This window comes from Hymenobacter sp. YIM 151500-1 (assembly GCF_025979885.1).
GTDB lineage: Bacteria > Bacteroidota > Bacteroidia > Cytophagales > Hymenobacteraceae > Hymenobacter.
Window position 1 is genome coordinate 2,422,638 of record NZ_CP110139.1, and the last position, 21,899, is coordinate 2,444,536.

General features: G+C 53.0%; 22 protein-coding genes. 2 read left to right on the top strand and 20 right to left on the bottom strand.

Going from position 1 to position 21,899, the window contains the following annotated elements; all coding sequences use genetic code 11:
- Nucleotides 1-156: 156 nt before the first annotated feature.
- The 19 genes from OIS53_RS10125 to asnB form a co-directional block, all read right to left on the bottom strand.
- A complete protein-coding gene (locus tag OIS53_RS10125; RefSeq protein ID WP_264678453.1) occupies nucleotides 157-570 on the bottom strand; it encodes a hypothetical protein in 414 nt (137 codons plus the stop codon).
- 68 nt (nucleotides 571-638) lie between these two features.
- Entirely contained in the window at nucleotides 639-1,241 is a 603-nt protein-coding gene (locus OIS53_RS20485; RefSeq protein ID WP_413775157.1) for a helix-turn-helix domain-containing protein, read from the bottom strand.
- A gap of 59 nt (nucleotides 1,242-1,300) precedes the next feature.
- Nucleotides 1,301-1,747: an IS1 family transposase gene (locus OIS53_RS20490; protein ID WP_413775194.1), complete on the bottom strand. Its 447-nt coding sequence runs from the start codon at nucleotides 1,745-1,747 to the stop codon at nucleotides 1,301-1,303.
- On the bottom strand, nucleotides 1,698-2,009 hold the full coding sequence (locus OIS53_RS10130; protein ID WP_264678454.1) for an IS1/IS1595 family N-terminal zinc-binding domain-containing protein: 312 nt from the start codon (nucleotides 2,007-2,009) through the stop codon (nucleotides 1,698-1,700). Before OIS53_RS10130 ends, OIS53_RS20490 begins: the two co-directional genes overlap by 50 nt.
- A gap of 377 nt (nucleotides 2,010-2,386) precedes the next feature.
- Entirely contained in the window at nucleotides 2,387-3,544 is a 1,158-nt protein-coding gene (locus tag OIS53_RS10135; protein WP_264678455.1) for a glycosyltransferase family 4 protein, read from the bottom strand.
- Nucleotides 3,545-3,603: 59 nt separating this feature from the next.
- Complete coding sequence (locus OIS53_RS10140; RefSeq protein WP_264678456.1) at nucleotides 3,604-4,488, bottom strand: glycosyltransferase family protein; 885 nt, start codon at nucleotides 4,486-4,488, stop codon at nucleotides 3,604-3,606.
- Entirely contained in the window at nucleotides 4,488-5,504 is a 1,017-nt protein-coding gene (locus OIS53_RS10145; protein WP_264678457.1) for a glycosyltransferase, read from the bottom strand. Before OIS53_RS10145 ends, OIS53_RS10140 begins: the two co-directional genes overlap by 1 nt.
- An 18-nt stretch (nucleotides 5,505-5,522) precedes the next feature.
- Nucleotides 5,523-6,680, bottom strand: coding sequence for a glycosyltransferase family 4 protein (locus OIS53_RS10150; RefSeq protein ID WP_264678458.1), 1,158 nt, complete (start codon nucleotides 6,678-6,680; stop codon nucleotides 5,523-5,525).
- Nucleotides 6,681-6,730: 50 nt separating this feature from the next.
- Complete coding sequence (locus OIS53_RS10155; protein ID WP_264678459.1) at nucleotides 6,731-7,741, bottom strand: glycosyltransferase family 2 protein; 1,011 nt, start codon at nucleotides 7,739-7,741, stop codon at nucleotides 6,731-6,733.
- A gap of 1 nt (nucleotide 7,742) precedes the next feature.
- Nucleotides 7,743-8,594, bottom strand: coding sequence for a class I SAM-dependent methyltransferase (locus tag OIS53_RS10160; RefSeq protein ID WP_264678460.1), 852 nt, complete (start codon nucleotides 8,592-8,594; stop codon nucleotides 7,743-7,745).
- Between the two features lie 11 nt (nucleotides 8,595-8,605).
- The gene (locus OIS53_RS10165; RefSeq protein ID WP_264678461.1) at nucleotides 8,606-9,874 is read right to left on the bottom strand and encodes an ABC transporter ATP-binding protein; all 1,269 of its coding nucleotides are present in this window, start codon (nucleotides 9,872-9,874) and stop codon (nucleotides 8,606-8,608) included.
- Between the two features lie 52 nt (nucleotides 9,875-9,926).
- The gene (locus tag OIS53_RS10170; RefSeq protein WP_319805452.1) at nucleotides 9,927-10,832 is read right to left on the bottom strand and encodes an ABC transporter permease; all 906 of its coding nucleotides are present in this window, start codon (nucleotides 10,830-10,832) and stop codon (nucleotides 9,927-9,929) included.
- A 163-nt stretch (nucleotides 10,833-10,995) separates the two neighbouring features.
- Nucleotides 10,996-12,114 (bottom strand): DegT/DnrJ/EryC1/StrS family aminotransferase, encoded by a 1,119-nt coding sequence (locus tag OIS53_RS10175; RefSeq protein ID WP_319805453.1) that lies wholly within the window; start codon nucleotides 12,112-12,114, stop codon nucleotides 10,996-10,998.
- Nucleotides 12,115-12,125: 11 nt separating this feature from the next.
- Nucleotides 12,126-13,073: a glycosyltransferase family 2 protein gene (locus OIS53_RS10180; protein WP_264678462.1), complete on the bottom strand. Its 948-nt coding sequence runs from the start codon at nucleotides 13,071-13,073 to the stop codon at nucleotides 12,126-12,128.
- A 72-nt stretch (nucleotides 13,074-13,145) separates the two neighbouring features.
- Entirely contained in the window at nucleotides 13,146-14,072 is a 927-nt protein-coding gene (locus OIS53_RS10185) for a hypothetical protein (protein WP_264678463.1), read from the bottom strand.
- The gene (locus tag OIS53_RS10190; RefSeq protein ID WP_264678464.1) at nucleotides 14,051-14,464 is read right to left on the bottom strand and encodes a sugar 3,4-ketoisomerase; all 414 of its coding nucleotides are present in this window, start codon (nucleotides 14,462-14,464) and stop codon (nucleotides 14,051-14,053) included. The genes OIS53_RS10185 and OIS53_RS10190 overlap by 22 nt, the downstream gene beginning before the upstream one ends.
- Nucleotides 14,465-14,470: 6 nt before the next feature.
- The gene (locus OIS53_RS10195) at nucleotides 14,471-15,415 is read right to left on the bottom strand and encodes a UDP-glucuronic acid decarboxylase family protein (RefSeq protein WP_264678465.1); all 945 of its coding nucleotides are present in this window, start codon (nucleotides 15,413-15,415) and stop codon (nucleotides 14,471-14,473) included.
- A gap of 54 nt (nucleotides 15,416-15,469) precedes the next feature.
- Nucleotides 15,470-16,843 carry a UDP-glucose dehydrogenase family protein gene (locus OIS53_RS10200; protein ID WP_264678466.1) on the bottom strand — a complete coding sequence of 458 codons (1,374 nt, stop codon included), beginning with the start codon at nucleotides 16,841-16,843 and terminating at the stop codon, nucleotides 15,470-15,472.
- Between the two features lie 103 nt (nucleotides 16,844-16,946).
- Entirely contained in the window at nucleotides 16,947-18,851 is a 1,905-nt protein-coding gene (asnB, locus tag OIS53_RS10205) for an asparagine synthase (glutamine-hydrolyzing) (protein WP_264678467.1), read from the bottom strand.
- A gap of 128 nt (nucleotides 18,852-18,979) precedes the next feature.
- Between asnB and OIS53_RS10210 the strand changes: the two genes are divergently transcribed.
- Nucleotides 18,980-19,510 (top strand): acyl-CoA-binding protein, encoded by a 531-nt coding sequence (locus OIS53_RS10210; protein WP_264678468.1) that lies wholly within the window; start codon nucleotides 18,980-18,982, stop codon nucleotides 19,508-19,510.
- Between the two features lie 175 nt (nucleotides 19,511-19,685).
- Here OIS53_RS10210 and OIS53_RS10215 read toward each other — a convergent pair whose 3' ends face one another.
- Nucleotides 19,686-21,095 carry an FAD-binding oxidoreductase gene (locus tag OIS53_RS10215; protein ID WP_264678469.1) on the bottom strand — a complete coding sequence of 470 codons (1,410 nt, stop codon included), beginning with the start codon at nucleotides 21,093-21,095 and terminating at the stop codon, nucleotides 19,686-19,688.
- A gap of 201 nt (nucleotides 21,096-21,296) precedes the next feature.
- Between OIS53_RS10215 and OIS53_RS10220 the strand changes: the two genes are divergently transcribed.
- Nucleotides 21,297-21,821: a C40 family peptidase gene (locus OIS53_RS10220; protein ID WP_264678470.1), complete on the top strand. Its 525-nt coding sequence runs from the start codon at nucleotides 21,297-21,299 to the stop codon at nucleotides 21,819-21,821.
- Nucleotides 21,822-21,899 lie beyond the last annotated feature (78 nt).

Consider the following 21,899-nt stretch of genomic DNA (forward strand, 5'->3'; position numbering starts at 1 on the left):
GGGGCCCTAGAACCTGATTGCATCCCTTCCGAAGGCTTACGCTACTGTCTTACTTTCTCCGTTGACTAACACCAGTAGCAAAATTCTACTCGCACAACAAAGTAACAGCCCGCTCCGGTATGTCGGAGCGGGCTGTTACTTCATTAGCCGTTCGTTTTATAATGCTGCCTTACGCGCCGTAACCGCCGTTACAAAAGCAGTGATTTCGGCAATCCGGGCTTCTGTTTCAGCTAGGCTTCGCTCACGGGTGAGCAAAGCTACCGGGCCGCGGGCATCCAGTCGGTCGGCCAAGTTAGCGCGGCGGTACGTGGCCTCGCGCAGGTCCAATTCGCTGTTTTTACGCGCTTTGGTGCCTTCGGCTAGTGTAGGAATTACTGTGGTAAGGGCTTGAATTTCGGCGTCGAGGCCTGCCAGGGTAGCCTGAGCTTCTGTGGCGCTTTCGCTGGTCGTGTCACGGGCGTAGTCGAGATTGTCGGAGCGGTGCCGCAATGCCCTCAAGTCATCTTCCGCTTTTCCCAACAGCTTGTCGCAGTCGGCCGTGGTGGTTAGTGCATTTACTGAGTAAGCCATACATACTTAAGTTAAAAGTTAAAAACTAACTACTGCTACCTGAACGCTAGTAACTTTTATTATATTGCTCATCTCATATTCTCAGCCTCAAGATTTTTCTCATCAGTAACCTGAACCGCTAGTATCTCCCTTAGCGCGGCAGCTTCTGCTTCGAGGTATTTAATGCGCAGTTTCAGTAGCACCCGCTCTGCCATTGCATCCGGGTTCAAAGCTGCCGCCGCGGTGGCGGCCCACTCTTCCAGAAACCGGTGCTGGCGAGCGGTATGAGCCTCGGCGGACTGGGATGGCTGCCCAGCCCGCCACTTGACAAGCAACTGTTCCCAACGCCGAGCTTGGGCGGCACAAGCCTCCAGTTGTGTCAACTCCACGCGGAGGCTAGCAGCCCGCCGCGCACACTGGACCTGCCGGCGACGTAATCGGACTGGGGCAGGTACCGCAGGCAGTGCTTGCACTACTGACGGTTCAGCAGAATGATCAGTATCTGGCAGCAGTTGAGCCAACTCACGCAGACGCTGGCTGGCTTCCCCCCGCAACAACCGCCGTCCTGCTTCTACGTGGGCTATCTGTCCCCTCGTAAGCCCTAGGTAAACGGCCAACTGCACCTGAGACAAACCTAGATATTCCCGTACAGCAGCGGCCAGAGTAGTGGAAGGAATGGCTTTTTGGGGCATGCCATTCTAACGAACGGCTTGCGGCCGTAGCATTCATAAGAGAAATATTCGGCGGTGGTCTAAGTGGTGGTGCAACGTCGATTATGCTCGTCAATAACGAGTTGAATTCGGACATGATGCATGGCCAGCGAGCGACTGAAGGAGCAAGACTTGCGCACGAGCACAGCACACTTTTGAGGCAGGGAGCAATTGACAGCCTCTACAATGCTGGTCTGGCCGCTGCCTTTCGGATGGGCGCGGTGGGCGCGCTCGGGCAGCACGCCGCGGTAGGCCTCCCATGCGTCCGTGTGGTACCAGGTACCCGTACGATACGGGCCCGGTAGCGCCCGCCATAGGCGCCGAGCCGTGGCGCGGCCGCGCGAGCCTAACACCCAGGCCCCGATGCGCCGCGTGTGCCGTTCGACGGCTAGCCACAGCCACTTCTTGCGGCGTTTGCGGCCGATAAACGTCCACAACTCATCTAGCTCCAGTTCTTTCGGCCGGTGCGGCAGCGGGCTGCTGGCCAGGCGTGTCTGCGCTTTTTTTTGCCAGCTTCGCCACCGGCATGCGCGCCACCCCGGTCAGGCGCACGATGGCTCGCTGCGAAACCCGCTCCAGCAGGAGCTTTTCCACTTGCGCATACTGGGCGGCTTTGCGCGGGGCGGCCGGCGCGAAAGCCGCCTGGTGGCGGCAGTTGAGGCACCGGTACTTCGCCTGTCCGTGGCTATGACCATTTTTGCGCAAGGCGGTGCTGCCGCATTTGGCGCAGGTAAGAGTTGTCTGCCGCATACCACAAGATAGTAAAACCACGCTTTAGACCACCGCCAAATATTCTTGAATGCTACAATCTCATTGTAGCATTCAGCGGCCAAAAGGTTGTGAATGCTACAGAAGCAGCTATAGTAAATACAGTACCGGGACAGGCTTCTTTAGACTCTAATTTACCTACAGGGCAGGCCGCCAGAACAATTAGTTCTATCATCGTATTAATTAAAGTACCACTCGCAGTCTTTAGGATAAACTAGGAATACAAAAGCAAAACGCTAGAGCTAGTCAACTACCACCTCAAGTACTTCCGTTGAGGATTCGGATGCAGATTGGGAGCAGACCCAAGCATTACACTTAGTTAAAAGAATGACACAGACGAAATACTCTACCTAACTAATCTAGCTTATCAAAGTGGCTTCACTGATCTTACGCATTTTTTGTTCTTGTTGGGCGAGTTGTGTGATAAGCTTTAAAAATGTGGCCGGGGCTTGAGGGTCTAAGTGCTTACGCGCAGCTTGGTGAGCTAGACACCCCATTTCGGGCCATAGATGCTGAGACACCCATGCTGCTTCAAGCGCCTCACCAAAAAGAGTAACAGTAGGGGCTGGGGCTATGAATCCTTGCTGCCCTGATGTCACCCATTCGGGTACGGTGCCAACGGCTGTAGCTACTACCGGACGGCCGCACAGCATAGCTTCCATCACAGCCAGGGGAGCCGCTTCCAGTCGTGAAGGGAGCAATAGCAAATGGTTCTGCTGCCAGACTCGCTCTATATCGGTTACATTGCCGTGCAGGGTTACCCTTTCGTTCAAACCATACAAAGCCACTAGCTCCTGAATGTAGGCCCGGTCTGGGCCTTCGCCGTACAGGTTTAAGTGCCAGGGCCGGTAGTGCCAAGCCGGTTGGCTCAACGCTTCCAGCACAACATCGTGCCCCTTGCGGTTTACGTCCAAGCTGGCCACCATTGCTAGCTGCGGAACTGAGTCTTCGGGCCATGGATGCAGCACTGTATTTGCTAAATTCACGGGGTTCTTGACTACCACACAATGATCAAACGCCTGAGCCAGCTGGCGCTGCGTGACATGTGCTTGCTCGTGCGAGACGAAGAACACGCGTTTAGCTTTCCCAAAAATTGCTATGCCATGCCGCCTAGCTTCATCCGATGGCAGCACACCCGGGTTGAAATTATGACACAAGATGCCCAGTGGAACATTAGATTGGAGCAAGTACTCTCGCAACCAATGCATCTCAGTTAAATCGAAGTTCCCACCTTGGTTAACGCAGATAACATCGGGGCGAAACGTGTCCAGCGTTCTTTCTAAGGATTCAATAAACCCCAGCTTGCTCAGCAACCGGCGACGAATCCGTACGAGTAAGTCAGGAGAATACAGAAGACGCAGGTGTAGCCTTGCCCCTTGTTCGCGGAGCCGAATCAGTTCAGGAGCTAGGGTATCCCATTTCATTACGCTGCAATACACCTCATGTCCCTGCTGAAGCGCTTCTAATGCTGTGCGCGTCCACAGTTCCTCACTCCCCCCCCAAGGTGCAGCGGCCATTGTCGAGATGAATGCTATCCTCATAAGCTGGTTGGGTTTACTTATTCTGCGCCTTCCCGCTATATCATGCGGCCCGATTTCTCTCGGCTGCTATGCACCCACAACTTAGCAAGCCATAGGGTATCTCGGTTTAAAGGTTGATAACGTAAGCAGCGTGCAAGGTATTGTAGCACTATTTGGGCCGGGAAACGTTCCCGGATTAGCCGGCCAGTAAACTCCTGTAACGCTCGAAGCTCCATGTAGTTATGTTGAGCTTGCGTAGGCTTTACCACACCGAATGGTAATTGCCGCCGACGTTTCTCTTGATATTTCAGCGCGTTACGTACCCAGGATTTATTAACCGAGCCACGCGAGTGATGCTCAATCAGCACCTCAAACGTGACGCACACGCGTAAGCCGTGCAGAAAAATTTCGGTACAGTAATCAATATCGTAAAAGTGGAACTCCGTGAACGTTTGGGAATCAAAGGGGTATTGCTGCCACACTTCCTTGCGTGAACACATCCACAAGCCATCCACTACGGCTACATCCGTTAGCTTGGCTCCTTCCGGGTTGCGCAGGTCCAGTTCGGTGTGCCCATCTTCGAAGAGATTAAGTACATTTTCTCGACATAGGTCGAGGCCACAGCCCCACCAAGCCGCCGGAGCTGCTACCTGATACTGCCCCCCCGTAACGCCAAGCACCCCAACCGTAGGATCTTGCAAGATGTCGGTCACGATGCGTCCCCACCCGGGGGTGTGAAACCGGATGTCTTCGTGCATAAAGCACAGCAGCTCATATTGCGCCCTGGTTGCCCCTACATTGTAGGCCTCGCAAATGCCGTATTGCCCCTGGCTGTTGTCTACGGCCACTATTTCGTGGGGCACGCCAATAGTAGCAGTTGCGCTTTGGCTAACCGCCTGCAGGGCCACCGGGTCGCGGGTACAGATGATGAGGGAGAGCATCAGGATGACAAGCGGTTTCTCAGCGGATACAACAGTTTATCACCAATCAGCATTCGGATGCCACTCAGCTTATTGCCTAGCAAAAAATGCCAGAATGCTTTCTTGAACTGCCTGGCAAACTCGGGATCCAGCGCCACCATGTTCCGGTAGATGGCCCGGTGCGTCTGCACTGGCACCTTATAGTAGACCAAAGAATGAAACCAGACGGCTAGCAGAAGCTCTATGGACTTCTGATAGAAATGGGCTTCGGGAGGACCATACTGGCGCATGGCCGCCAGCATCTGCGTAGTTTCTAGCAAAGCCGTACCATTCTCCAGCGTTTTGCTGCGCACGTTGTTGCGATGAGTGCGGAAATAATTGAGGGGCTGGGCAACAAACACCACCTCACCAGCCGCCAGAATCCGAGCCCAGAATAGCCAGTCGCCCAGCACCTTAAAGTTCTCATTGGCGGGCCCAACCTGCTGGAGCGTGGCCCGGCGCAGCAGCACGGCACTAGCATTGGGAATGATATTCCGATAGGACATGAACCGCCGCACCAGCTCTATCCCGGGCCGCACGAAGTCCTGTTTCCACAGAGCCGGGTCCAGCTCCGCTAGGAAGGGCTCCCAGGTAGCTATGGGCATCAATTTGTTGTGCTCATCAACACTGTAGGAATCACAATACGCCAAGCCAGCAGCAGGAAGAGCATCAAGGTGGACCGCTAGGGTAGCTAGCAATTTCGGGTCGGCGTAATCATCACTTTCCGCCAGCCACACGTACTCGCCTTGAGCCAGCGCAATGCCTTTGTTCCACTGCTTAAAGGTGCTGCCGCTGTTGTGCTCATTCAGCACTACCCGAATCCGGGCGTCCTGGGCGGCGTAGTGGGCAATGATATCCCGACTGTTATCCAAGGAGCAATCATCCAGCAGTAATACTTCCATATCCCGCAACGTTTGACTCAGCACACTTTCAATGCGCTGCGGCAGGTAGCGGGCGTGGTTGTAATTGGGGATGATGACGGAAACCTTCGGGGGCATACGCAAACTAGTTTTTTATCATGCGGTAAAGGCCTCAATTACTTCCTCAATGCGAGCGGTTACGCCCGAAATGTTGTAGTTAGTCCGTACAGCTTCGCGTGCGCGCTTCCCCTTATCACGGCGCTCCTCATCGTTGCGTAGTAGCTCCTCTACCGCATCCGCCATTTTTTCAATCTGCCCGTAGGGAACAACCACTCCGTACTCCGTACCTACAAATTCTGGACTACCTCCTGCGTCGGCAAAACATACAGTAGGCTTGCCTGCTACCGCTGCTTCCAGAACCACTAAAGGAAACGTATCCTCCCGCGAGGGTAGGATCAGCATTTCTGCTACAGCCAGATACTTCAGGTACTCCGGTGTGGTTGGGATAATATGGAAATTATCAACCAGCCCATACCGCTCTACGTCATGCACCAGCTGTAAATACTCCATTGTATTGGGGGTCGCTCCCACCCAGGCAAAGTGTATATCAGACCTGCGCTTTGATACTACATCAGCTAGTTGAACAAATAAATCACTACCCTTCCGCCAACTGGCCGTTCCTACTGCTACCAGTAGGCGAGCGTTAATTGGTAAGCCTAACTCGGCTCGCACTTTTTCAATAGTGTACGTTTGCAACTGTGCTTCAATGGCCTCAAAAGGAATACTTGAATAAATAACTTCTATCTTGTTAGGATCAACTCCTTGCAAAACGAGGTGCCTTGTTACGGCCTTTGAGCCAGCCAGAAAAAAACTAGTATTAGAAAGCGCTGTATCAATCCCTCCATGATACAATTGCTGCATTCGCATGATAAATGATAGCTCATGAACATAGGTTATAATTGGGACATGAGCATCTCGAAATTTTTTAACTAGATCTGCGTTTACAATTGTATTCGAAAAAATAAGCTTTATATTTTTACCACGTAAAACTCTTCTAAACCTATTTAACTGATACTTATCTATAGTATCACTCCTGCGTAAAAGGGCAGCTACTACACGGGAGGAAGGAGTAACATTATATAGTATTACCTTGGCTACTTTCTCAAAATCCTGCCGTAGCGGCCCATCTTTCGCCAGCACTACTACCAAATCATATTTTGCTTGAAGTCCAAGCCAAGTGACAATATTTAACAATAAAATAGGTGCACCAGTGAGAGTAGCTTCGTGCGATACAAAAACAATGGTTTTTTTCATTACTCAGGTTTTTCAAGCACCTATCTAATCCCACTCACAGAGCTGTTTAGCTACTTTCTTAAACTAGGAAATACTTTGTACAAATACTTATCACCTAATATCATCCGTATGCCACTTAGTTTATTTCCCAATAGAAATCTGATCCATTCTCTTTTTACAGTTTTGCCATTATCATCCAACAGTTTATTTATGTTACTATATAATATTCTGTGTCTAAATCCAGGAATGTCTCCGTATACAAAACCTTGAATCCAACGTTTTAGCAGAGCTAAGACAATCTGTTTCTGCTGCGCATTTACACCAACTATTGCTTTTATTTTTAATAAAACCTGACTAGTTTCTACCAGCAACACTCCATTAGTAGTTGTCTGGCTGCGTACATTGTTATTGTGTGTACGAAAATAGTTAAGCGAACGAGATATATAACTAATACCTGAGTATTTCAAGATCGAGACCCAATACAGCCAATCACCGGCTAACCGGGTGTTCTCATCAGCCGGACCAGCAGCCGTTAACGCGCTTCTTCTGAGTAATACTGCACTAGCATTAGGAATAGAATTACCAAATGTCATATACTTACTTATGAAATCCGGACCGTCCATATCAAAATCCTGCATCCACAAGGTGGTTTGAAGGGCCTCACAAAATGTGTACTTCCACTCCTGAAGCCTTGTGTCATTTTCATCTATTGTGATTGAATCGCAGTATACTAAACCAACTCGTGGCTTTTCTTCTAAACACTTAACGAGAGTCGTTAAGAAGTTTACATCAGCCAGATCATCACTTTCTGCCAACCAAATATATTCACCTTTGGTATGGGCAATTCCTTTATTCCATTGTTTGAAAGTACTTCCACTATTTTGCTCGTTATACAGAATTCGTATTCGTTTATCAAGTGCAGCATACTTCTCAATAATATCTCGACTATTATCTGGCGAGCAATCATCCATAATTAACAATTCAAAATCGGTGAACGTTTGGTTCAACACCGACTCTATACGCTGCGGCAAGTACCGGGCGTGATTGTAATTTGGAATAATAACGCTTACTTTTGCCGTCATATTATAGATGCTCACTTACAGGCACTTGCCTATTCTTTTTGTAGAAAACTACTATAGAGTCAAAGAACCTAATCTCATTTATAATAGAGGTGAACTTAGGTACGCTAAAAGACCTCACTCTTGATTTGGAACCAAGCCTAAACTCTGGTTCCGATTGCCCTATAGTATAATGATAATGCATTAAATCTACTAAATCTTTAGAAAAATCAACAAAAGAATATACCCTATCCCTGTGTGTTATCCAATAATTAGAATGAGTATCTTCAACAAAGTAAATACCTTCGTCTTTCAATCCTTCATCAAATAGATAGTTAAAACTATCAATCATATGGGAAACTACATGACTGCCATCATCTATGATTAGATCAAACTTACCAAATTCTTGTATAATATTTTTTAAAAAAACCTCATCCTGTTGACTGCCAATCCTAATATGCACGTTTCTATTTGGATTAGCATGTTCTTTACACATTTCGTTTATGTCCACTCCTACTAACAGAGAATCTTCATGAAAATACTCTTTCCACATTCTTACTGACGCTCCTTTGTAAACACCTATTTCTAATATTTTAATGGGACCACTCTGAAGAAAACTAAATATTTTCTCGTAAATAGGAAAATAGTGATGCCACTTATGTGCACCAGGTATCTGATGCCATATATTATACAGCTCACCTTGTGGTAGATCAATATTATCGGAAACATTCCACAAAAAACTATCCCTCATTAGCTTTGATAAAATGCTATTTATCTTTATTGAATATGAAAACTGCTTCCGTAAATTATAGGGATTTTCTGACAACATACCCACCTTTTTGAGCAATGCCCTTATCTTCGTTTTTGGACTTTCCATGAGATGAAGATTTATATGCTGTTTATACCATTAAACCAATTTGCTCTGATTATGGAATTATACTCCGTGGAATTTTCCACAAAATACTTGTTTCCATATTCACCATTCGGCAATACATCTATTAATAAATTAATAGAATCCGAGTTTATTTTCCTTATAAAAGGAATAGCTACATCAAATTGAATATAATAACTGCCAGTCGCCAAGGACAATTTTGGTATTAGAAATTTTAATATATAATCTCCCGCTTTCAAACCAATCATGTTATTATGATCATTAAATGAAGCTCTTGCTATTGGATAACCAAACTCAGAAATGATATTAAATCCAATAACGATATCATTTATATCTTTTTTAACACTTATGCAAATATTTATGTTTATGTCTTGATCATTGTATATATTACCATCTTCTATAGTAGAAACTTCAGTTGAAGTTACCTGAACAAACTCATCTCCGTCTATCCCGACCCACTTCTTTTTATTAACTAACAACCCTTGATAATCCCTTATTATTTTATCGGACCTACCGATACTCTTAACGGTCCCAAACTCGAGAAACACACATGAATCACATAAATTTTGAACCGCAGCCATATTATGACTAACAAACAACACCGTGCGGCCATCATTTACGCTCACATCCTTCATGCGGCCCAGGCACTTCTTTTGAAACTCGGCGTCGCCCACGGCCAGCACCTCATCCACAATTAGAATCTCGGGTTCCAGAAAGGCCGCCACCGCAAACGCCAGGCGCACGTACATGCCGCTGCTGTAGCGTTTTACTGGCGTGTCGACATACCGTTCCACGCCGGAGAAATCCACGATTTCATCGAATTTACCCCGAATTTCGGATTTGCTCATGCCCAGGATGGCGCCGTTGAGAAAGATGTTCTCGCGCCCAGTCAGTTCGGGGTGGAAACCGGTGCCTACTTCAAGCAGGGAGGCAATGCGGCCTTTGATCTTTACCCGGCCGGTGGTGGGGGCAGTTACCTTGGACAAGATTTTGAGCAGGGTAGATTTGCCGGCGCCGTTGCGGCCGATGATACCGAGCACTTCGCCCTGATTTACTTCGAAATTGACATCTTTCAGGGACCAGACAAAGTCGCTCTGGCCTTTGATGGTGCGGTCGTTGGTTTCGCCGATTTTAGCGAACGGGTCTTCTTTGCCCCGCAGCCGGGCCCACCAACGGTTGAGGTCGTGGCTGAGGGTGCCCGTCCCAATCTCGCCCAGGCGATACAGCTTGCCCAAGTTTTCTACTTGTATGGCGATGTTGCTCATGGCGGTGGCTTACAAAGGAAGAGGTCCGGGGGCGACCCGCCGGAATGCCGGCTTATACCGTATCGGTAAAGCTTTTCTCCACCTTGTTGAAGATAATCGTCCCGGTGAGCAGGACGAGCAAGGTAATCAACACACTATACCCCAGCATTCCCCAGCTAAACGTACCGGCCCCAAGAAACCCGTACCGAAACGCTTCGACAATGGAGCTGAGCGGGTTGGCCATGATCAGCCATTTGTACTTGGGCGACAGGCTGGACAAGGGGTAAATAACCGGCGTAGCGTACATGAGCAGCTGCACCCCGAAGGTAAGCAGCATGGCCAAATCGCGGTACTTGGTGGTCAGCGAGCTGAAGATCATACCCAAGCCCAAGGACAGCAGCCCCATCAGCGCTACCAGCACTGGAGTCAGTAGCAGGAAAGCATTGGGCTTTACTACGTCTGAAGTAGCCAGATAGTATGCCCAGCACCCCAGAAACAGCGCAAACTGAATCCCGAAGCGGATCAGGTTGGATAGCACAATGGACAAGGGCATGGTGAGGCGAGGGAAGTACACCTTGCCGAAAATGTGGGCGTTGGCCGTGAATACCGTGGAGGTGGTAGTCAGCGTCTGAGCGAAATAATTCCAGATGGTGATGCCCGCCAGGTAGAACAGCAGTTGGGGCAAACCGTCGGTGGAGAGCTTGGCTACGTTGCCGAAGATGATAACGTAGGTGATGGTGGTGAGCAGGGGCTGGATAAAAAACCAGATGGGCCCTAGCACGGTCTGCTTGTAGGTCGAGACAAAGTCGCGCCGTACGAACAGCATCACCAGGTCGCGGTAGCGCCACACGTCGCGCAGGCCAAGATCGAGCAGACCGGTCCGGGGCTGGATTACTTCGGTCCACGTGTCGGCAGCGCCCGAAGCGGAGAAACTGCTCGTGTGAGAACCTACTTCTTGCGGAGCTTCGATTGTCTGCACGGATCAGTGATTATTCGGAAGATCAGTAAGCCATTCCGGCTTCTGTTTTACTCCATGGCAAGGAAAAGAAAAGCCTGTTTGACGGACAAAGATAGCCAAAAGGATTTTAGACACGGGCTGCGCTCCGCTACTCAGGGTACAAGCTCAAGCGGTGGAAAAGACCTCAAACTGCACCAAAACCCATGTAAAAGGCCTTAATAAGCGCACTAACCGTAGCCACCTGAGACTCCGTCATGCCAGGCCACAGGGGCAGGCTCAAGCACGTTTGCGACAGTTCTTCGGCCAATGGAAACTGTCCTTGGCGGAAGGAAAGGGTATGGTATGCCTGCTGTAGATGCGGCGGAACAGGATAGTGCACCATAGTTCCTATTCCCTGACCAGCGAGAAAATCCTGCAGCGCTCGGCGTCGCTTGGTACGTACTACATACAGATGGTAGACATGCGTTGCTTGCGGCGCTACAACAGGCAATTGCAGATCGGGCACGTCGTGCAAATGCTGCTCGTATAAAGCCGCAATCTGCTGGCGCTGCCGGTTCCATTCCGCTAGCTTTTGAAGTTTCACTGATAGTATAGCTGCCTGCAGCTCATCCAGGCGGGAGTTATAGCCAATGATGTTGTTGTAGTACTTCTGCGTCGACCCGTAGTTGCGCAGCGCTGCCACACGCTGAGCTAATTCTGGATCATGTGTGGTTATGGCTCCCGCGTCGCCCAAGGCACCTAGATTTTTGCTGGGGTAAAAGCTTGTGGCGTTCAAGTGGCCGAAGCTTCCGGTACGCTTATCAGCGTAGGTAGCTCCTTGAGCTTGCGCATTGTCTTCGATTATGAAGAGGTGATGACGGGCGGCAAGCGCCATGAGCGGGTTCATCTCGCAGGCCTGGCCGTACAGATGCACTGGCATAATAGCCTTGGTTCTGGGCGTTATGGCCTCTTCTACTCGTCGAACGTCAAGGTTGTAGGTATCAGGGTTCGGCTCCACAGGAACGATGGTAGCTCCAACCTGAGAAATGGCTAGCCACGTGGCGATGTACGTATTGCTGGGCACGATTACTTCATCACCGACACCCACCTCAAGCGCGCGTAGTGCTAAATGCAACGCATCCAACCCGTTGCCAACGCCAATGCAGTGCCCTACCTGATTGAAGGTCGCGTACTGGGCTTCAAATTCCTCTACTTCTTTTCCCAATACATACCAGTAGCTGTCATACACGCGGGTCATGGCGGCCAGTATCTCGGCCCGCATGGCACTGTGCTGGTCATCAAAGGAGAGGAATGGTATTTCCACAACTCCGGAAATTAAGTGGTTGGAGATTGACTGGCCGACACCTTCTTCGCTGTGTATAGCGGCCTATTACGAGCCGCGTCCAGGCCACGCCATACGTATTCCCCTATTACGCCCAGGGCCAACATCTGGAAGGCTGAGACAAACAGAACCACCACCATTAAGGAAGACCACCCAGCTGGCTCCTGCGTACCTAGCAGTCGTAGACCAATGATGTACACCCCATATAGCAGAGCTAAGAATCCCAGCACGAAGCCAGTGGCAGAAATAAGACGGATAGGCAGGAACGAGAAAGAGACAAACGAGTCAATAAATAGCTTTACTTTCTTGGCTACTGTCCAGCGCGAGTGCCCAATCTGCCGGGGCCGGCGAACATAGGGTAGGTTTACGTATGGATACCCCAGCCACAGCATCAGATAAAAAACGTTGCTGTTTCGTTCCGGCAATTGCACAACCTGCTGGCTGATGCGCCGGTCGAACAGCACGTAATCAAACTCCCCAGCTGGCACATTGGGTAAAGCGAAGCGCCGCATAAGGAAGTGAAACGTGCGGGCCAGCAGCCGCGCCACTCCCCGTTCAGGGCGCTCCTGCCGGTTGCCAACTACCAGCCAGATGCTCTGCTGCCAGTATGCGTACATCTGAGCTAATAAGGCCGGCGGGTCCTGCAGGTCAGCTGTCAGCAGGGCTTGGCAGTCACCGGTGGCCTGCTCCATTCCTGCCACAATAGCGTTGTACGACCCCACATTAGCTACCAGCTCAACCACCCGGACCCGATCAGGATACTGCTCGCGCAGTTGATGCAAGGCGGCTATCGTACCATCCGTTGAGCCGTCGTCTACGAATACATACTCAAACTCGACATCCGGTGGAAACAGCGCTTCATTGGCTATCAACTCGGAACCGGTTACCGGAATGTTAGCCTCGTTGAAATAACACGGGACAATGATGGACAGCTTGGGCATATAGCGGCAAAAATAACAACTGCGCAGCACCCTATTCTGGATGAGCCATATGAAAATCCGAATCAGCACAGCTTAAGCTACCTGGCTCCAGCTAACGATATGCGTGATGCTGCCCAGCTTAAAGCCAGTTGTTTCGCAGTTGTGGATGACGGCCCGATTGGTAGCCTGAGTTGTCAGCAATACCAGCTGCCCACCCCTCTCCTGCGTATGCCACAAGGTTTCGTCAATTAGGTGCCGATGCCAGCCCCGGTTTGCCGGACCTACGGCCGTTAGCACCACTCGTCCTAGCGGCATTCCCAGTAAGTGAGCATCAGCCGGCAGATACCCTACTGCAAGAAAGCTGGCGACTGGCTCGTGCTGAGGCACAAAGGTGATACTGCACAACCCCTTTACCGCAGCGGCGGCATATTCACCCAAAAAGGCGTCTGCTTCTGCTTGCGTAAAGAAAGGGTCAGCGTGGAATCGGTCATGCGGGTTGCGGTTATGGGCCGCAACTTGCCGAATGGTTTCAACATCCTGAAGAGTTGCTGGCCGAACAGCTGCACGGGTTGCTGGCAACTGGTGCAGGGTGTGATAATAGTGCAGGCGGGTTTCAACTGTAGCCCAGCCAGCACACCCCAAGGCAGTAAGTACGCTGTTGTCAACAGCCCCTACTTCAGCGTAGCAGTGCTGGATATGCGCTTCCCTTAGATGGCGCGAAAACTGCTCAATAGCCTGTACCAGGTTCGTAACCAGTATCTGTTCGGGGTCAAACAGGACGGCTCGCACCCTCGCCATAGGTCGCTGAAAATAGGCTGAATCCCAAAGTAACTGCTCGTAAAAAAACAGTACTCCCTGAGCTTCCCATATTTTCTCCTCTGCCCGAACCCCAAAAGACAGCAGGCGCTGCCGCACAAAATGCTGGAAAACAACCTGAACATCCAGCCCCGGCACCGCGGCGTACGGTATTACGCTGAGCAGGTGGGCACGGCGGGCGGCTAGGGCTGCTTCGAGGCCCATACCTTTTTAAACTCAGTGTACTCCCTGATGTAGTCAGCCTCTTCATAAGGCGTCGCAACAAAAGCCAACTGCACGGCGGCCTCCGAGTATTGCATGGTGTGCCACACGTGCGGCGGGATGTACAGTCCGAGGTGGGGTGAGTCGAGCACGTACACCTGTAGCTCGCCGCTGGGCATCTCGGTGGTAACTAAAATGCGGCCGGCCGCCGCTACCAGCACCTGCTCAGTGCGGTAGTGGGCGTGCCGGCCGCGCACAATAGTTTCGGGAGTATAATAGGTCCAGAATACTCGCTCTATCCGAAAGGGCAGCAATTGTGCCTGCTCCGCTACGGATAGGTAACCTATGTCGGGGCCACCCAAGCGCGGAAACTCTATCAGGTAAGGCTTGGTCACGAAAACTTATTTTACGTGCTCCTTGAAGTACTCCAGCGTGCGACGCAGGCCTTCGGCCCGGTCTACCTTCGGCTCCCAACCCAGGATTTCTTTAGCCTTAGTAATGTCGGGGCGACGCTTCATGGGGTCGTTTTCGGGCAGAGGGCGGTAGTCGGGCTTGAACTCTACGCCGGTGAGGCGGGCAATTTCTTCGCCGAACTCCTTAATGGTGATTTCCTGAGGGTTGCCGATGTTGATGGGCAGGTGGCAGTCGGACAGCAGCAGCCGGTAAATACCCTCAATCAGGTCGTCGACGTAGCAGAAAGAGCGGGTCTGGGAACCGTCGCCGAACACGGTCAGGTTCTCGCCGCGCAGGGCCTGAGACAGGAAGGCCGGCAGCACACGTCCGTCGTTGAGGCGCATACGGGGGCCGTAGGTGTTGAAGATGCGAACAATGCGGGTTTCCAGGCCGTGGTGGTTATGGTAGGCCATGGTGATGGCTTCCTGGAAACGCTTGGCTTCGTCGTAGCAGCCGCGCGGGCCCACGGGGTTTACGTTGCCGTAGTACTCCTCCACCTGCGGATGCACCTCCGGGTCGCCGTACACTTCCGAGGTGCTAGCAATGAGCATGCGGGCACCTTTTACCCGGGCTAGGCCTAATAGGTTATGGGTGCCTAGCGAGCCTACTTTTAGAGTTTGAATAGGAATCTTAAGGTAGTCGATGGGCGAAGCCGGCGAGGCAAAATGCAGGATGTAGTCCAGCTTGCCCGGCACGAAGACAAACTTCGAGACATCATGGTGATGGAATTCAAAGTCTTCCTTGCTAAACAGGTGCTCGATGTTTTTGAGGTCCCCAGTTACTAGGTTGTCCATGGCTACTACGTGGTAGCCCTCCGCCAAAAACCGGTCGCAGAGATGGGAGCCCAGAAAGCCCGCTCCGCCAGTAATGAGTACGCGTTTTTTTTCAGCCATATTTTTTAAGCTGCTAGCTTTAAGCCGCAAGCTACAAGGGGTAACGAATCAATTCTAGAGGTTTGAGGCTTGTTGCCTAACACTTGCCTCTTCAACCGGCTCTTGGTGAGCAGTACGCACCCCAATGCAGTGGTAGGCAAAGCCGGCTTCCTGCATTTCCTGAGCGTCGTAAATGTTGCGGCCGTCAAAAATTACTTTCTGCTTCAGCAAGCGGCCTACCACGTCAAAGTTAGGCGACCGGAATTCGGGCCACTCGGTTACAACAAGCAGGGCATCAGCGTCAATCAGCGCGTCGAACTGGTCTTTGGCGTACGTGATACGGTCGCCGAGGGTATGCTTGGCTTCCTTCATCGCCACGGGGTCGTAGGCTGATACCGTGCAGCCTTCGGCCAGTAGCTTCTCAATGATGACTAATGAGGGCGCCTCCCGCATGTCGTCGGTTTTGGGCTTAAACGACAGGCCCCACACGGCCAGCTTCTTGCCTTGCAGGTCGCCCCCGAAGTGGTTCTTCACTTTATTGAACAGCACCTCTTTCTGAGCCTCGTTCACGCTCTCAACAGCTTGCAGTACCTGCATCTGGTAGCCGTTTTCGGCGGCGGTTTTGATGAGAGCCTTGACATCCTTGGGGAAGCACGAACCGCCGTAGCCGATGCCGGGGTAGATGAACTTGGTGCCGATGCGGGCGTCAGAGCCAATGCCCAAGCGCACTTTGTTCACGTCGGCGCCCATGATTTCGCACAGGTTGGCAATGTCGTTCATAAACGAAATTTTGGTGGCCAGCATAGAATTGGCCGCATATTTCGTCATTTCCGCCGACGGAATATCCATGAAGATGATGGGGTGCCCGTTGAGCAGGAAAGGCTTGTAGAGCTTGCGCATCACCTCCTCAGCCCGCTCCGACGATACCCCTACCACAATCCGGTCGGGCTTGAGAAAGTCGTCGATGGCGGCGCCTTCTTTCAGGAACTCGGGGTTGGAGGCTACGTCAAACTCGATGTTCTCACCACGCTTGGTCAGAGCATCTTCAATTTCCTTGCGCACCTTGGCCGCTGTGCCTACGGGTACTGTGCTTTTTGTTACAATTACCCCATAGCTGGTCATGTTTTCGCCAATGCCACGGGCTACGGCCAGCACGTACTTGAGGTCAGCGGAGCCGTCTTCGCCGGGAGGGGTACCCACGGCAATAAATGCTACGTCGCATTCCCTAATAGCCTCGCTCAGATTAGTCGAGAAATGCAGGCGGCTGGCCGCCACGTTGCGCGAAACCATTTCCTCCAGGCCTGGCTCGTAAATTGGCAAAATGCCTTGGCGCAGGTTATCGATTTTCTTTTGGTCGATATCAATGCAGGTAACATCAATACCAACCTCCGCAAAGCACGTTCCCGTTACCAACCCCACGTAGCCGGTGCCTACTACTGCTATTTTCATTTGTAAGACAATTAAAAATATGAGTTAAAAATGAGGTGGCTGGAAATGTCGTGTCATATTTTTCATGATGGACATTCTTTGATTCCTCACTTTTAATTTTCAGTTAACTCATGTGCCGCTTCCACCACCACTGAAACACGATGAGGGCCCAGATGCGGGCGTGTACGTCGCCGGGGCTGCGCGAGAAAAGCTGGGTTTTCAGGGCGCGGATGGCCTGCACGTCGAAAACACCCTGAGCTTCAATGAAGGCGTCGGAGAGCAGGTCGTCTTCAATCAACGGGCGAAGCTCCCCGCGAAACCACTTCAGCAGAGGCACCTCGAAGCCGTGCTTGGGACGCTTGTACAGCTCCTCCGGGAGCATGGGCCGGAAAGCGTCCTGCACAATCTTCTTCTTCATGTTTGCGTCGATTTTGCTCGACACGGGCAGGGAGAAGGCAAAGCGCACCACGTTGGGGTCGAGGAAGGGCGGGCGCACTTCCAGGGAGCAGGCCATGCTCATCAGGTCCACTTTGGTGAGCATGTCGTAGGGCAGCACCAGCTTGGTGTCGGTTAGGAGCACCTCGTTCAGGTCGCCGTCGGCGTGGAGGTCGGCCAGGATGTCGCGGCGGCGCTTCTCGGCCAGCTTCTTGCCTACTTTGCGGCGGGCGGCGGGGCTGAGCAGAGCGCGGGCGTCTTTCTCTGAGGCAAATGAGGCCCAGTCCCAATACCGGTCTTTGGGCCCACTGAGCATGCCACGCGAGAAGCGCTGAAACTGCCGCACCTTGTTGCCAAAGAAGGAGTTGCGCGACTTTGGCAGCACGTCCCACAGCAGGTTCAGGCCCGTCACGGCTTCGGCCTTGAAGCCACCCTGGCGCACCTGAAACTCGCCCATGTGCTTGTTGTAGCCGGCAAACAGCTCGTCGGCGCCGTCGCCCGACAGGGCTACGGTGGCTTTTTCGCGGGTGCGCTTGCTGAGAATATACACGGCCAGCGCCGATGAATCAGCAAAAGGCTCGTCGATGTAGTCCAGCACCTCAAAAATGTGGTCGTAGAGGTCCTGGTTGGTCAGGGAAAAGACTGTATGGTTGGTTTTGTACCGGTCGGCGACGAGCTTGGCGTACTTGGTTTCGTCGAAGAAAGGCTCGTCGCGGTAGCCGATGCTGAACGTGTTCAGGTGCGGGGTGTGGCGCGAGGCCAAGGCCACAATCACCGACGAGTCGATGCCGCCGCTCAGGAAGGCGCCCACGGGCACATCGGCCACGAGGCGGCGGGCGGTGGCTTCGTCCAGGATATCGACCAGCTTCTTCTGCTGCTGCTCGTAGGTGAGCTTGTTTTTCTCGACCTTCTTGGGGTCGTACGGAATCTTGTACCACCGCTTGCGCACCACCTTCTTGCCTTTAAGATAGAGGTAGTGGCCGGGCAGCACTTTCTTTACGCCCTTGAAAATGGTGGCCGGACCCGGAATGTAGTTGAGCTGCAAATAGTGGCTCAGGGCCACGTAGTCGAGCTTGCGCGGTACGCCCAGGGCCAGCAGCGCCTTCATCTCGGAGGCAAACAGAAACTTGTCTTCGTCGCGGTATACGAGCAGGGGCTTCTCCCCCATCCGGTCGCGGGCCAGAAACATGGAGTCCTCTTCCCGGTCGTAAATGGCGAAGTCGAAGAAGCCGTTCAGTTTCTTGAGGAAGTTGCGGCCCTCGGCCATGTACAGGTGCAGCACCACCTCCGTGTCGGTTTGGGAGTGGAAGCGGTGGCCGCGGTTAATGAGCTTCTGGCGCAGCTCCTTATAGTTGAAGATTTCGCCGTTGAAGACGATGGTGTAGCGCCCCGACTCGTCGGTCATGGGCTGGTTGCCGTCGGCGGTCAGGTCCAGAATGGCCAGGCGCCGAAAGCCCAGTCCGCACCGGTCAAATACAAAATGCCCCTGGGAGTCGGGGCCCCGGCTGATAATGGCGTCGGTTGAGGCGCGCAGAAAGGCCAGCGAATCGCGGCCTGCGTCGGTAAAAGCGAATACTCCGGAAATTCCACACATACGGCCGGCAAAAGTACGAACTATCAGGACTTGGATTCCTAAAAACTCGGGGCCGCGCCCGCAACCAAAGCCGTGCCACGTTAGTACAACCGGGAGAAACTTTTCATTCTGCCCCTACTCTCTGCCTTATGAATCTGCAAGACCAAATGAACCTACAACAGGAATTTGAAGCCGCTGTGGCCCGCGTCGACAACCTGCCCGGCGACAAAGCCGCGGCCCACATGACGGAGCTGTACGGCCTCTACAAGCAGGCCACCGAGGGCGACCATGACACCGAAAAAGACGTGGTTGGCGACGACTCACCCTCCAACCCCAGCGGCTACGCCGGCATGTCGCAGGCCCAGTGGGACTCGTGGAGCAAGTTTAAAGGTGTGAGCGAGGACGATGCCAAGCGCCAGTACATTCAGAAGGTAAATGAACTAACCGGCCCCGTGGGTGAGCAGCCCACCATCATCACCGGCAACGGCCAGCCAGCCACGGCCTCGCAGGTGGGCGGCGCCGATGCTGCCTCCGGGCCGGAAGTGCAGGCCGATGACAACACCACTCTTTCACAACAACCCGGTACGCAACCCGGCGTGTCGCAGGGTGGTCTGCGGGGTGATATTACGGCCGGCGCCCCCTACGGCGGCGAGGACAAACTGAAGGGCGACCAAAGCTAAACCGCGGATTTAACGGATTTAGATGAATTTATCGGGTTTTACGGATTCGTCTATCTAGGCAGATTCGTCAACAGTAAAGGCCACTTCCCGCGGGAAGTGGCCTTTACTGTTGATGGTTGTTGAAGGGAAGCTAAACTGCATCCGTGCAGTCCATATAATCTTCATAATCTGTGATTTAAAAGATCTTGCCCGGATTCATAATACCGTGCGGGTCGAACACGCGCTTGATGCCCCGCATCAGTTGGAGTTGAGTTTCGCCCAAGGCAATGCCGATGTAGGGCTTTTGCACCAGCCCAATGCCGTGCTCCCCGCTGATAGTGCCGCCCAGCTGCACGCACAGCCGGAACAGCTCTTTGATGGGTTCTTGCAAGCCGCGGTGCCACATATCGTCGTCCAGGTCGCCGCGGATAATGTTGACGTGCAGGTTGCCGTCGCCGGCGTGGCCGTAGCACACGCTCTTGAAGCCATACTGCCGGCCCAGGGCTTTCACGCCCTGCAGCAAAGTAGGTAGCTCGGCGCGGGGAACCACGGTATCCTCTTCTTTGTACACTGAGTTGTAGCGGACGGCATTGCCGATGTTGCGCCGGATTTTCCACAGCTCGTCTTTCTGCGCCGCGGTGTCGGCCAGCAGTATTTCGCCCACATCATAGCCTTCCAGCACGGCGTACACCTGCTCGGCTTCTTTGTAGAGTTGGTCGAGGTCCTGGCCGTCGAGTTCAATGAGCAGGTGGGCCTGAATGTCGTCGGGCAGGGTGAGCGGAATGTTGAGGTAGTCCGACGACCACACAATGGCCTCACGCTCCATGAACTCCATACCTGAGGGCACCACGCCCGCCCGGAACACCGCCGATACGGCCTCGGCGGCCTGGTCTTCGCGCCGGAAGGGCACGAGCATCAGGATGTTCTGCTGCGGATACGGCAGCAGGCGGAACACCACTTTGGTGATAATGCCCAATGTCCCCTCCGAGCCTACCATGAGCTGGGTGAGGTTGTAGCCGGTGGAGTTCTTCAGGGTGTTGGCGGCGGTCCAGATGATGTCGCCGGTGGGCAGCACCACCTCCAGATTCAGCACGTAGTCACGGGTGGTGCCGTATTTCACGGCTTTGGGGCCGCCGCTGCTGTGGGCCAGGTTGCCACCCAGGAAGCAGCTGCCCTTGCTGGCCGGGTCGGGCGGGTAAAACAGGCCTACTTCCTTCACTGCATTCTGAAACACCTCATTTACCACGCCGGGCTCCACGGTGGCCTGCAAATTGCGCGTGTCGATGTTCAGAATCCGGTTGAGACGCTCGGTGCTCAGTACCACGCCCTGGTGCATGGGCAGCGCGCCCCCCGACAGGCCCGTGCCGGCTCCCCGCGGCGTGATGGGAATACGGTGCTCGTGGCACAGGCGCACAATCCGGCTGATTTCCTCGGCGTTGGCGGGGCGTACCACTACGTCGGGGGCGAAGTGCAGGTCCTCGGTATGGTCGCGGCCGTAGCCGGCGTACACGTCGGCTTCGGCGTGCTGAGCCGTGAGTACGTGCGCCGGGCCGACGATGGCTTCAAAAGCCGCCACCACCTCAGGAGTTACCACTTGAAAGTCCATATATAGATGAGGGAAATAGCTGAGCTGTTTATCTTTGTTCCGATGCGGGAACATAGTACGAAGGTACGGCATTCGGCGCAGTGGGGCCGGCTGGGGCTGCTGCTGCTGGTTGCTATGCTGGGGTGGCTGTCGTCATGCGGCAGCACCCGAAAAGTCAACTACCGAAACGGCCGGTACCACTCGGCCCGGGACATAGCGCGCATGAAAGCTGCCGACCGCCGGGGCGGCACCGTGGCCCGCACCAAGGCCAAAAGTAAGCTGGCTACTTCGGCAGGCAAAAGCAAGGTAGTTACCAAGCGCCCGGCAGCGGCGCGCCGCCCCTTGCCGGCGGGCACGCCCGCTAGCGTAGCCATGGTAATCGAGGCGGCCCGCTCTTTCGAGGGCACGCCCTACAAGTTTGGCGGTACTACCCGCCTGGGCATGGACTGCTCCGGCTTGTTACAACAATCTTTTGCGGCAGTCAACATCAGCATTCCGCGCTCCAGCAACGAGCAGGCAGCCTGGGGAGAGCCGGTGCGCCCCCAGGATTTACGCCCCGGTGATTTGGTATTTTTCGGGGCCTCGCCCGGCAGCTCCACGATTACGCACGTGGGGCTCATAACGGAAGCTACGCCGGAGAGCGTGCAGTTCATCCACTCTTCTAGCTCGTTAGGAGTGGTGGAGAATGCCTTGGAAACCGACTATTATTTAAGTCGATTCATCAAAGCAGTACGCCCAAGATTGTGAATTTCCCCCTTACCTTTGCGGCCGAAAACAGCCGCAAGGTGGTCAATTTCATAACATAAGCATAATACAGACCCGGTA

Excerpts from the sequence above, each read along its gene's own strand:
- OIS53_RS10125 (WP_264678453.1), bottom strand. The coding sequence starts at position 570 with ATGGCTTACTCAGTAAATGCACTAACCACCACGGCCGACTGCGACAAG.
- OIS53_RS20485 (WP_413775157.1), bottom strand. The coding sequence starts at position 1,241 with ATGCCCCAAAAAGCCATTCCTTCCACTACTCTGGCCGCTGCTGTACGG.
- OIS53_RS10130 (WP_264678454.1), bottom strand. The coding sequence starts at position 2,009 with ATGCGGCAGACAACTCTTACCTGCGCCAAATGCGGCAGCACCGCCTTG.
- OIS53_RS10135 (WP_264678455.1), bottom strand. The coding sequence starts at position 3,544 with ATGGCCGCTGCACCTTGGGGGGGGAGTGAGGAACTGTGGACGCGCACA.
- OIS53_RS10140 (WP_264678456.1), bottom strand. The coding sequence starts at position 4,488 with ATGCTCTCCCTCATCATCTGTACCCGCGACCCGGTGGCCCTGCAGGCG.
- OIS53_RS10145 (WP_264678457.1), bottom strand. The coding sequence starts at position 5,504 with ATGCCCCCGAAGGTTTCCGTCATCATCCCCAATTACAACCACGCCCGC.
- OIS53_RS10150 (WP_264678458.1), bottom strand. The coding sequence starts at position 6,680 with ATGAAAAAAACCATTGTTTTTGTATCGCACGAAGCTACTCTCACTGGT.
- OIS53_RS10155 (WP_264678459.1), bottom strand. The coding sequence starts at position 7,741 with ATGACGGCAAAAGTAAGCGTTATTATTCCAAATTACAATCACGCCCGG.
- OIS53_RS10160 (WP_264678460.1), bottom strand. The coding sequence starts at position 8,594 with ATGGAAAGTCCAAAAACGAAGATAAGGGCATTGCTCAAAAAGGTGGGT.
- OIS53_RS10165 (WP_264678461.1), bottom strand. The coding sequence starts at position 9,874 with ATGAGCAACATCGCCATACAAGTAGAAAACTTGGGCAAGCTGTATCGC.
- OIS53_RS10180 (WP_264678462.1), bottom strand. The coding sequence starts at position 13,073 with ATGCCCAAGCTGTCCATCATTGTCCCGTGTTATTTCAACGAGGCTAAC.
- OIS53_RS10185 (WP_264678463.1), bottom strand. The coding sequence starts at position 14,072 with ATGGGCCTCGAAGCAGCCCTAGCCGCCCGCCGTGCCCACCTGCTCAGC.
- OIS53_RS10195 (WP_264678465.1), bottom strand. The coding sequence starts at position 15,415 with ATGGCTGAAAAAAAACGCGTACTCATTACTGGCGGAGCGGGCTTTCTG.
- OIS53_RS10200 (WP_264678466.1), bottom strand. The coding sequence starts at position 16,843 with ATGAAAATAGCAGTAGTAGGCACCGGCTACGTGGGGTTGGTAACGGGA.
- asnB (WP_264678467.1), bottom strand. The coding sequence starts at position 18,851 with ATGTGTGGAATTTCCGGAGTATTCGCTTTTACCGACGCAGGCCGCGAT.
- OIS53_RS10210 (WP_264678468.1), top strand. The coding sequence starts at position 18,980 with ATGAATCTGCAAGACCAAATGAACCTACAACAGGAATTTGAAGCCGCT.
- OIS53_RS10215 (WP_264678469.1), bottom strand. The coding sequence starts at position 21,095 with ATGGACTTTCAAGTGGTAACTCCTGAGGTGGTGGCGGCTTTTGAAGCC.
- OIS53_RS10220 (WP_264678470.1), top strand. The coding sequence starts at position 21,297 with ATGAAAGCTGCCGACCGCCGGGGCGGCACCGTGGCCCGCACCAAGGCC.